This window comes from Paenibacillus sp. 01T422, from assembly GCF_056398785.1.
Genome location: NZ_JBFTQB010001315.1, coordinates 1 through 1207 on the forward strand (window position 1 = coordinate 1; position 1207 = coordinate 1207).

Annotated in this window: 1 protein-coding gene; it reads left to right on the forward strand. The window is 41.8% G+C overall.

Going from position 1 to position 1207, the window contains the following annotated elements; translation table 11 throughout:
* Window positions 1-1077 (forward strand): P-loop NTPase family protein (locus AC1DUA_RS38350; RefSeq protein WP_477504676.1); only part of this gene is annotated, 1077 nt, incomplete at its 5' end.
* Window positions 1078-1207 lie beyond the last annotated feature (130 nt).

Here is a 1207-nt window from a genome sequence, read left to right on the forward strand (position 1 = left end):
GAATATGGCCAGCGACTGGCTTCTTATATTCGTGCCTCTGAGTTCGGGGAACGAATGCAGGTGAAGCTGTTTTCGAAATTAGAATTGATCTTAGAAGTTCTTGAGGCTCAGCAAGCAGCAGGTGTGTTATTGATGTCGGAGACGTATTATCGGCTTCTTATGGATCGGAGAACTAGCCTCCATAAGATGATTTTAAGCGAAACGATTGCGAACTCGCTGGATGCAGAAACGAAGGTTCCATTTTTGTATCGGTTTCAATCCTTGCACCATTTGCTTACACGACTCCAGGCCTTCCATGCTGAAAAGCTGAATGAGGAGAGAAGCGGCCATGGGGCTAAAAAAACCAGTGTCGTCTCCATTTATAGCTCAAGCGGAAATAGTGGTAAGACTATGACGGCTATTCATTTAGCCAAACAGCTTTCTTTTCGTGGTGAACGAGTTTTTTATTTAAGTCTGGAATCCGTTAGTTCAACTTCACTTTGGTTGATGGGCGAAACAGGACGATTTTCACAGTTAATCTACTATTTGAAAAGCTCGCCTGGATTACTCGGTCCTAAGCTGCAATTACTTAAATCATTTGATCCGCAGCTGCGATTTGACTATTTGTCCCCCAATGATCAGGTCAGGGAAATGCAAGAAATAAGCGGAGAGCAAATCCGCGTTCTCATCGACGCACTGATTTCTTTGAATGAATATGAGTACATCATTATAGATCTTGAAGCATCTGTGCATCCGCGAATTGTAAAAGGACTGGAGGTCAGCGACCATATCATTTGGCTTGTTCGGGATGATTTGAATGATGTTTATAAAACAAAAGTGCTTAATAAGCAATTGGGTGCGATACAAAACGTACATTTTGTTATGAATAAATATATAGGCATGCAAACGAATGATTTCTCGGAGCTTGGTCGTGATATCGCTTTTAAACTTCCTTATATCCCAGAGTGGAAAAGCATAAGAACTCCAGAGCAGATGTGGGCATCCAGCTTATTCTCGGAACAGGCCTATGAGATGGCTGCAACTCTTTTTCTCAGCAAAAGAAATTTTTCTAGAGATGAAGGAGCTGTTGCTTCATGAATCAAAGTCATTTCTTGGCATTGAAGCAGGAAATTAAGGAAAAGCTTGATCTTTCAAGCACGGTAAGCGATGCCAAGTTGATAGAGCTTATTGAAGAAGCTATTTTTGCTGCATCAACGGAGGCTAGATG